The organism is Enterococcus sp., from assembly GCF_022711995.1.
Lineage (GTDB): Bacteria > Bacillota > Bacilli > Lactobacillales > Enterococcaceae > Enterococcus_D.
In genome coordinates this window covers 1-9386 of the sequence record NZ_JALAHI010000165.1, presented here as the reverse complement: position 1 = coordinate 9386, position 9386 = coordinate 1, and the positions used below count along the sequence as shown (strand labels likewise).

Here is a 9386-nt window from a genome sequence, read left to right as displayed (position 1 = left end):
GTGAAAAATCGTTGTTATCACCTTAACTACTGTCATAATACAATAGTCTTCCTTCTGTCTGTTTGGATAGTTAAACAATCCTCTTATATTTGATTATTTTGCATTAGCATAAAATTCATTAACCTTGTCCCAGTTAACCAGATTCCAGAATGCATTGATGTAATCAGGACGAACATTTTTATATTTTAAGTAGTAGGCATGTTCCCAAACGTCTAATCCTAACACAGGTGTTTGTCCTTCCATCAATGGTGAATCTTGATTCGCAGTTGATGTGATCGCTAATTTACCATTTTTGATGACTAGCCAAGCCCAACCAGAGCCAAAGCGGCCAGTCGCTGCTGTTTTGAATTCTTCTTTGAAATCATCAAAGCTGCCAAATGTTTCTTCGATTGCTTCTTTGCTGGCGCCTGTAGGTTCGCCGCCAGCATTTGGTGCTAAGATTTCCCAGAAAAAGCTATGATTTGCATGGCCACCACCATTGTTCCGTACCGCTGTTTTGATGTCTTCCGGAACTGAATCAAAATCAGCAAGCAATTCTTCTACTGTTTTTTCTCCTAATTCTGGATGTTTTTCGATTGCAGCATTCAAGTTTGTTACATACGTGTTGTGGTGTTTATCATGATGCAAGTGCATCGTTTCTTCATCAATGTAAGGTTCTAATGCATCGTAAGCATAAGGTAATTCTGGTAATGTGTAAGTCATAAAAAATTCCTCCTCAGTGATAGTGATTACATTAGTAACATTATCAGATAAAAAGGGGTTCATCAAAACATATGCTTACTTTTTATCAACTTTTTTTTGGTACAAAAATCAAAAACTTACTGAAAACGTAGTTTGCTAAGACAACAACGATCTGTGTCACAAGTTTTGCTATGAAATCACCAGTTCCTAGAACACTTATCAATAGATACATACAGGCCATATCCAATCCCAATGAAAGGATTCGAAAGAAAATAAACTTCCAAAAAGCAAGCCATGATTCTTTTTTCGTTTCAGTTTTCGCTTCAAAAACCCAGATTTTGTTCGTGAAGAAGGCGAACAGTACAGATGCTGCCCAAGAAATCACATTTGCAATCATATAGTGAAAAACAAAGATTTCTCTAAATAAAAAATAAACCACCAGATTGACCAATGTCGTTAGTCCACCAAAAATTAAATAAGTTATAGGTTCCCAAAGTTTTTTTTCTTGTAATTTGATTTTAATATTTTTTAAGCTTTCCATGACGTGATCTCCAATTTCTCTTAATGACAGCTAAGAATATCTTAAAAAGGATTTTTCTGTTATTAGTCCTTGTGTTCTGTTGCTGCCTTCGTTACAATTATTTTTAGTTACATAGAAGGAGTTAAACAAATGACAATCATTCAAATGCTAAAAAGTGCATTTATCCAAATCCCAAATCTTAAATATGTAAAAGATGCTGCTTTTTCAAAAGTAATTCTTTTTCTACTTGGAGCCACCGTTATTTTAGCAGTGCCTACTACCTTACAAGTCAATGACATCTTTCAAGACTTCCAAAGGGATAGTCAAGAAATTGCACAAAAAATCCCAAATTTTACGATTGAAAATGGCCAACTAGCCACAAGTGGACAGGCAGAAGGGTTTATCTATCAAACGAACTCCATCATCTTTACTTTTGATCCAGAGGGAAAACGCAATGCTATTGATATTGCTTCAGATGCTACAGCAAGTGTCCTCAGTATTGGTCTTTTAAAAGACGAAATCGTTATTAGTTTCCCAGGTACAGGTTTTTCTAGCTCATTCTTGGATACGAATCAGTTGAAACTTTCTTATTCAGAACCAGCGATTAAAAATTTAGACGGCAAAAAGATTCGTGAATCCCTTAGCAGCAATCAAATTCCTTGGTGGTTACAACTCATTGTTTTCTTAATCGCTCTTTATCCAGCTTTTTTAAATTTGTTGATTACATTGATTATGGGTACTTTTATTGCAAACATCTATACAAAACTAAAACTTTTTTCTTATAGTTTTTTTGAAAATCTCAAAATTTTAATTGTCAGCGCCGCTTTGCCAACCATTCTAAGTGTATTGATTCAACTTTTTGTACCAAGTTTCGATGCTACAACATTTATTTTGTTTGCGGCACTCTTTCTCTTCGCTCAAGGAGTGAAAGGGTCACCTAAAATTCAACTGAAAAATTGATAGAACAGAACCATGTGTAAAGCTTTGCACATGGTTTTTTCTTCGTTCTTTGATACACTTAAAAAAAGGGGGAACCAGTATGTCAAAATATATTTTATCCAGCAGAGAATTTCGTGATGAATTTATTGAACAAATGCAAGAACTAACTGACGATTATCAGTTCATACATGATGATGGAGCCACCACTATCGACTGGCAAAATGTTGCAATCACAATTGGTTGGAAAAAGGAATGGGCAGAACATTTACTAGACGACTCTTCTTTAGAATGGGTACAAGCAATTTCAGCAGGTGTAGATACTCTACCTCTAAAACAATTTGCTAAAAAAAACATTTTACTTTCTAATGGCAGTGGTATTCACGCCCAATCGATCACTGATCACTTAATCGCTTTGTTATTCATGGAATCCAGAGGCATTTTTACAGCCATCAAGAAACAAGCAGAAAAACAGTGGCAGCCTAACGATATCCCTTACTCCTTATTAGCAGATAAAGAAATACTGATTGCAGGAACAGGTAAAATCGGACAGTCGTTAGCAAAAGCCCTAAATTTTTTTGGTTCCCAACCTATTGGGATCAACACAACTGGGCATGCCGTTGAAGGCTTCAAAGAGACCTATCCACTTAAAGAATTGGTTGAACAAAGTCAAAAAGCTGATTGTGTCATCAACATCTTACCACTGACACCAGAAACAAAGATGTTATATAATAACAATTTCTTTAAAAATATGAAATCTTCCGCTTCCTTTTATAACGTTGGCCGGGGTCCTAGCGTAGATACTGCAGCATTGACAGAGGCACTGCGTCAACAGAAGATTGCCTTTGCTGCTCTCGATGTTTTTGAAGAAGAACCATTGCCAGCGAATGATCCTCTATGGACCCTTGAAAATGTCCTGATCACCCCGCATATTTCCGGATTGACACCACATTTTCAAAAAGCATTTATGGCGATCTTCTTAGATAACTTCCGCAATTTTATCACCGAAAAAGACTTAGTACGCAATCAAGTCGATTTAACAAAAGGCTATTGATGGCAGTTATCAAACCATATAAAAGATTATTTTTGATCTTTTTCCGTCTCCTTTAGAATATAAAGGGGACGTTTTTTTGTTTCCAGAAATATTTTTCCAATGTATTTACCAATGATTCCTAAACACAATAACTGTAAACCACCTACAAACAATACAATACAGACTAAAGAAGGCCAACCCGATGTCGGATCACCAAAGATAAACGTTCTAATAATAATAAAAAGTAGTGCAATGCTCGATGCTAAACAGGAGAATGCCCCAATGAAAGACGCAATGTTTAAAGGTGTATCAGAAAAATTGACAATGCCATCGATTGAGTATTTGAACAAGCTCCAAAATGACCACGACGTTTCTCCTGCCACTCTTTCACGATTTTCATACGCGATGTATTCCGTGTCAAAACCGACCCAACTAAAAATCCCTTTGGAGAACCGATTGTACTCGGAAAGTTCTAAGACTGCATCCACCATATTTCGACGCATTAAACGGAAATCCCGTGCCCCATTGACCATATGTGCCTCACCAATTTTATTGATCAATGCATAAAAAGCTTCTGAGAAGAAACTGCGTATTTTAGGTTCCCCTTTACGATCCGCTCTGCGAGTACCAACACAGTCCAATTGTTTTGCATTGAGCAAGTCAAACATCTGTGGTAGCAGACTTGGAGGATCTTGCAAGTCAGCATCCATTACGGTAACAAAATCTCCCTTTGCTGCTTTTAATCCGGCATACAAAGCTGCCTCTTTACCAAAATTTCGTGAAAAAGAAAGATAGCGAACACTTTCTGGATGATCTTGGTGAAGTTTACGCATCACTGCAAGGGTTTGGTCAGAGGAACCATCATTGATAAATAAATATTCAAAAGGCATCCCTACCTGATCTCTTACTTTTTCAGTTTCTTCAAAAAAAAGTGGCAAACTACTCTCTTCATTAAAACAAGGTACGATAATTGATAACATGCTTTCATCTCCTAACGAACAGGTCTATGATTAAAGATAGCGAAATGAAATCCACTAAACTTTAGTCATAGACTCTTACTATTACATTATATCTGTATTTTATTAGTTGTTTTCAGTAAAGTTATATTTGGGCTCATCCAGCTTTTCATCGTAGTCGACTTGTAGATCATACCCTTTGAAAAACCACTCATCGGTTTCCTCAATAAAAAAAAGCATATCTGATACTGTCTTTTGGACGATCGGATGTTCAGGTTTGTCTACGGACATCCCTACTGAGAACCCATCATGGATTTGAGTTTTCCCATAGATCTTTCCAAAAAAGCGAACACCACTTCCTTGGTCAACTACTAATTCTTTTTTGAACCAATTAATTGCAGCTTCTGTAATTGTTATATTCATCATTTGTCACTCCTAATCATTCATATGTTCATCAAGAATATCGACATCGTCAGTATTCCCAATCACTAGCAGATTATCATTTTCCCGCACAATCGAGTCTGCTGCCGGAGAAACGATTACTTGACCAGGTCCTCGCCGAATCGCTACGACGGTCAACCCATATTTTTGACGAAAATTCAAATCCAGTAAAGATTTATTAAAGAAACGTGGATTGGAAACACGAATCTCTGCCAGCGAAAATTCATCAGAAAGCTCAATATAATCCAGGATATTTTTCGATACCAAATTGTGAGCGATGCGAATTCCCATGTCTCGCTCTGGGTGAACCACCCGATCGGCACCAAGTTTTTCAAGAACCCGAGCATGGTACTCATTTTGTGCTTTCGCTAAAACATTCGGTACCCCCATCTCTTTGACCATCAAAGTGACAAGAATACTTGCTTGGATGTCTTCGCCGATCGCTACGATCACATGATCGAAATTACGAATCCCCAATGAACGCAAGGTCATTTCGTCTTGCGCATTCCCTACTACTGCATGGGTAGCAATGTTCATATATTCATTGACTCGATCCTCATTGCTGTCAATGGCTAATACTTCTTGTCCGGATTCTATCAGTGTTCGGCAAATACTACCACCAAATCGCCCCAGACCAATAATCGTGTAATTCTGTTTCACATTAAACGCCCCTTTACCTTACAAATCCTACTCTAGTATATCAAAAACCTCCTCAACTGACTATGAGGAGGTACCCTTATGATGAGATTCTTATTTTGTTAGGCCATGTTTGAAAGCATATATGGTTGCCTGTGTGCGATCTTCTACTTCTAGTTTGGATAATATATTGGAGACATGAGTTTTAACAGTTTTTAGTGTAATAAATAACTCATCAGCAATCTCTTGATTGCTTTTCCCTTCAGCAATCAAAAGCAGCACTTCTTTTTCTCGATTGGTCAGATCTTCATGTAAAATCGGTGTTCGATTCGTCAGTCGATCCATCATTTTAGTCGTCACTTCAGGTTCCAGCACCCGCTCGCCTCTTTGCGTAGCACGAATGGCATCGGCAATTTCATGGGCAGTGGATGTTTTTAACAAATAACCGGCCGCACCTGCTTCAATTGCAGGGTATACTTTCTCGTCATCAATAAAGCTAGTAACTATGATGATCTTTGCTTCCGGCCAATCTGCAAGAATGGCTTTAGTTGCTTCAATACCATCCATTTCATCCATCACCAAATCCATCAATATGACATCAGGACGTAAAGACAGTGCCTTTTCGTAACCAATTTTTCCGTTCTCGGCTTCGCCAATCACTTCGATGTCTTCTTGAATGGATAAGTAGGAAGAAACCCCCAAACGTACCATTTCGTGGTCATCTACTAACAAAACGTTGATCATGTTTATGCCTCCTTAAGCAGCGGGATTTTTATTTCAATACTTGTTCCTTGATTTTTAAAACTGATGATCTTTAACGTGCCACCAACTGCACTGACGCGTTCACGGATATTCATCAGTCCATAACTGCCAGCTTTCTGATTATCGACATCGAATCCTACACCGTCGTCAATGACTCGCAACAGTACATTGTGTTCAATACGATTCAAGTAGACTTCTAGCTCATCTGCTTTCGCATGGCGCAGTGTATTCGATAATAATTCTTGAATCACTCGAAATAATTGGTCTTCAATAGAACTCGGCATATTAAAATCTTCAATATCCCATTTCAATGATATTTTGATTTTTGTTTCCAATTCTTTTAATAATTGCTCAATTCCTTGCTTCAGACTTTTCCCTTCCAGTGTGACTGGGCGCAAATGCAGCAATAGCGCCCGCATTTCAGACTGTGACGCATTGATAATATCCGTAACCATTGCCAACTGTTTCTTTTGAATTTCTGGTGCATCATTACGGATTGCTTGTTCGTTTAATGCGGACATCATCATCATCGCAGCAAATAATTGCTGCGAAACTGAGTCATGCAATTCTCGAGCCAAACGATGTCGTTCCGCTTCGAGGATTTCTTCTTTCGTGCTCCCGTCGACTAATTGGGGTCGAGCGTTCAATTGTTGAAGCTCACTTGACATAGTTTTCATTTTGGCTTGTAATTTTCTGATATCTCGGTCAACATCTTCTACGAGACGATTCTCCTGGGCATGAGGAATGGGTGTCTCAAGGATTGGACTATCAATATCTCCATTTGAGAGCAAACGCAATTTTTCTTCGATTGGTGCATACTGACGATTTCTAAAAAGAGAGATTAACAAAAATATAGCAAGACCGATCATTAACGAAACGATCAGCAAGTGAAAAATAATTGGAATAAAGAACAATTTGATTTGAAAAACTTCTAACAACCAATTGTTCTTTCCACTAGCATAAAGATACGAAAAAAGAATCAGAATCATCATCAAAAAACTGGTGACCGCACTATAAAAAGCGATCATCCCACGAGAAAATTTAGCAATCATACCCGAATCACCTCAATATCGCCTACCAAAGTATTTGTCAATATTTTTAATCGGCGAGTATTTTCCTCATAATCCGGGCTATAAATTGTCACTTTCTCATTTCTCAGTCCGGTGGATTCCCCTTCAAAGATTACCGTCCCTATAAAGGTGCTGTGTTCCATTTTGATAGCCACTCCAGCAGGAACTAAAATTCTCGTGCGACCGAATCCCTTACGGACAATCACAACATTCTCTTTTTTGGGCAATAAAGTATTGCCCAAATCAATGATCGTATCTCCCGAGAAAATATCGATATTGATATCATCCCATTCGTAGACTTGATTGCCGATTCGCTCATTGCCGATCCATTGTTGTTTCGTTTTATGAGGGTGAAACTGCTTCGGTTCTTCAGTTTCCAAAATAATCATTTGTTTTTTACGCCAAAAAGTATTTTTCGTAAAATCCATCCCAGTAATTTCGCCACCTTTTAATCCAATAAAAAGAATCGCAAAAATCAACATCAACCATAACGCTGGACTATTTAAAAGACTGATAAAGATAGCAATGCCACCTGTAACCATCAAAAAATTATTAAAATTCGTTTTACGTTCTCGTCGAGACACAAAATATATGGTCAATACACCCATGATCAATAAGATCAACAAGGGTGGATTCGATAAAATTTGCCAAACAGCAAAAAGGAATAATAATGCTTCTACGACAAAGAAAAAACGCCAAGGGCTTTTCATGTAAGCTCCTCCTCCCAATGATTCTATTTTATCATACCTGATTCTTCGATGGCATACATCCGTCGCGAGTCCGAAAAAAAATCCCGATTGGTCCTTTTCTCTTTGAGAAAGTGATCATCAGGATCTTTTGCTAAGATTTTTGTTCAAACATTGTTTTCAAAAATCAGCTCTTTTTCACTTCTGTAATTTTCACGAGCATATCTCCGCCTGGCGTTGCAATCGTTACTTCATCATTGACTTTTTTACCAATCAATGCACGAGCAATTGGTGAATCATTGGAAATTTTACCAGAAAATGGATCCGCTTCTGCACTACCAACGATCATATATTCTTCTTCATCACCATCAGGTAATTCAATGAATGTGACGGTTTTTCCGATTGACACTTCATCATTGTCTACGCCTTCATTATCAATGATCTCAGCAAATCGGATCATGTTTTCTAATGTGGTGATACGGCCTTCAACAAATGCTTGTTCATCTTTTGCAGACTCATATTCAGAGTTCTCGGAAAGGTCTCCAAAACTGCGGGCAACTTTGATTCGCTCAATGATCTCACCGCGTTTGACTGTTTTTAATTCCTCTAATTCCTGCTCTAATTTTTCTTTTCCTTCTAATGTCATCGGGTATACTTTTTCTACCATTTTAATTTCTCCTTTTAACTTCGTATCAACTGCAAAAGGTAATCTTTTGCGAATAGTCCACAAAAGATTACCATGGTTTTTTTTAAATGTAAACTAAAATCCAATAAAAATTAATTTGATGTATTGTTTACATATTTCTCAACTAAACGCATATGCTCATCATACGTTTCAGCAAAATAGACTTCTTGTGTTTTGATGTCTGCCACAAAGTAATAGTAATTATTTGACGTTGGCTCTAAAACAGCCTTAATAGATTGCTCACTTGGATTATTAAAGGGGCCAGGGCCGTATCCAGTATTGACATAGAGATTGTATGGCGAGTCTACTTGTGTATCTTCATACGTTACCAACTCTTTATGTTCACCTAACGCATAGAGAATAGAAATATCTGACTGCAATGGCATATCTATTGCTAGACGATTAAAGAACACTTGTGCAATGTTCTTACGATCGGCTTCTTTACTACCTTCTTTTTCAACTAAAGAAGCTAACGTCAATACTTCTTGGACCGTCATTTCTTTTTCTTTGATTTGATCGTAATACTTAGACATGACAGCATTTGTTTTATCGATCATCTGAGTCACAACTTCTTCAAGCGTGTTCCCTTTATAGTAGTCATAGGTAGCTGGGAAAAGATAACCTTCTAATTTGTAGCGCACGCCTTCTGCCTTTGCTGCACTATCCAACAACTCCGGATAAGCTTTTTGCATTTTATTAAAGAAGCTGTCATCCTTCATCAAAGCCAAGAAATCATCTTTCGAGATACTTGTTGCTTTGGCAAGTGCATCACCAATTTGATCAATATCATAGCCTTCTGGAATTGTCACTTTTGAAGTGTTTTCTTGTACTTTTTAGCCATTCTGATATCCTACGGGCTCTGAAAGTGCAACGAAACCATCAAATTTTAGCTTGAAAATGTATTTTTGTCGATTTTGATTGAATTTGAACTATATTTCAACGTTTTTTGATGGTTCTGAGCCACCAAACACACTTAAAGC

The 9386-nt window shown here is 37.6% G+C and carries 11 protein-coding genes and 1 pseudogene; 2 read left to right on the top strand and 10 right to left on the bottom strand.

All coding sequences use genetic code 11. The annotated features are described in order from the left end of the window. Nucleotides 1-93 precede the first annotated feature (93 nt). Complete coding sequence (locus tag Q0A12_RS16135; protein ID WP_291293646.1) at nucleotides 94-702, bottom strand: superoxide dismutase; 609 nt, start codon at nucleotides 700-702, stop codon at nucleotides 94-96. 85 nt (nucleotides 703-787) lie between these two features. Further along, nucleotides 788-1222, bottom strand: coding sequence for a GtrA family protein (locus Q0A12_RS16130; protein WP_291293645.1), 435 nt, complete (start codon nucleotides 1220-1222; stop codon nucleotides 788-790). A 129-nt stretch (nucleotides 1223-1351) separates the two neighbouring features. Between Q0A12_RS16130 and Q0A12_RS16125 the strand changes: the two genes are divergently transcribed. Further along, nucleotides 1352-2161, top strand: a complete 810-nt coding sequence (locus Q0A12_RS16125; RefSeq protein WP_291293644.1) for a DUF1189 domain-containing protein — start codon at nucleotides 1352-1354, stop codon at nucleotides 2159-2161. A 79-nt stretch (nucleotides 2162-2240) separates the two neighbouring features. Next, nucleotides 2241-3191, top strand: a complete 951-nt coding sequence (locus tag Q0A12_RS16120; RefSeq protein WP_291293643.1) for a phosphoglycerate dehydrogenase — start codon at nucleotides 2241-2243, stop codon at nucleotides 3189-3191. Between the two features lie 26 nt (nucleotides 3192-3217). Here Q0A12_RS16120 and Q0A12_RS16115 read toward each other — a convergent pair whose 3' ends face one another. From Q0A12_RS16115 to mltG, 8 genes and pseudogenes are all read right to left on the bottom strand, one after another. After that, nucleotides 3218-4150: a glycosyltransferase family 2 protein gene (locus tag Q0A12_RS16115; RefSeq protein WP_291293642.1), complete on the bottom strand. Its 933-nt coding sequence runs from the start codon at nucleotides 4148-4150 to the stop codon at nucleotides 3218-3220. 102 nt (nucleotides 4151-4252) lie between these two features. Then, entirely contained in the window at nucleotides 4253-4549 is a 297-nt protein-coding gene (locus Q0A12_RS16110; protein WP_291293641.1) for an iron-sulfur cluster biosynthesis protein, read from the bottom strand. 12 nt (nucleotides 4550-4561) lie between these two features. After that, a complete protein-coding gene (locus tag Q0A12_RS16105) occupies nucleotides 4562-5227 on the bottom strand; it encodes a TrkA family potassium uptake protein (protein WP_291293640.1) in 666 nt (221 codons plus the stop codon). Between the two features lie 90 nt (nucleotides 5228-5317). Further along, nucleotides 5318-5947 carry a response regulator transcription factor gene (locus tag Q0A12_RS16100; RefSeq protein WP_208787997.1) on the bottom strand — a complete coding sequence of 210 codons (630 nt, stop codon included), beginning with the start codon at nucleotides 5945-5947 and terminating at the stop codon, nucleotides 5318-5320. A 2-nt stretch (nucleotides 5948-5949) separates the two neighbouring features. Further along, nucleotides 5950-7017 (bottom strand): sensor histidine kinase, encoded by a 1068-nt coding sequence (locus Q0A12_RS16095; RefSeq protein ID WP_291293639.1) that lies wholly within the window; start codon nucleotides 7015-7017, stop codon nucleotides 5950-5952. Further along, nucleotides 7014-7745 carry a cell wall-active antibiotics response protein LiaF gene (liaF, locus tag Q0A12_RS16090; protein ID WP_291293638.1) on the bottom strand — a complete coding sequence of 244 codons (732 nt, stop codon included), beginning with the start codon at nucleotides 7743-7745 and terminating at the stop codon, nucleotides 7014-7016. Before liaF ends, Q0A12_RS16095 begins: the two co-directional genes overlap by 4 nt. 163 nt (nucleotides 7746-7908) lie before the next feature. After that, nucleotides 7909-8388: a transcription elongation factor GreA gene (greA, locus tag Q0A12_RS16085; protein WP_291293637.1), complete on the bottom strand. Its 480-nt coding sequence runs from the start codon at nucleotides 8386-8388 to the stop codon at nucleotides 7909-7911. A 110-nt stretch (nucleotides 8389-8498) separates the two neighbouring features. Next, a pseudogene (mltG, locus tag Q0A12_RS16080) lies at nucleotides 8499-9218 on the bottom strand (endolytic transglycosylase MltG); the annotation flags it as partial. Between the last annotated feature and the right edge of the window lie 168 nt (nucleotides 9219-9386).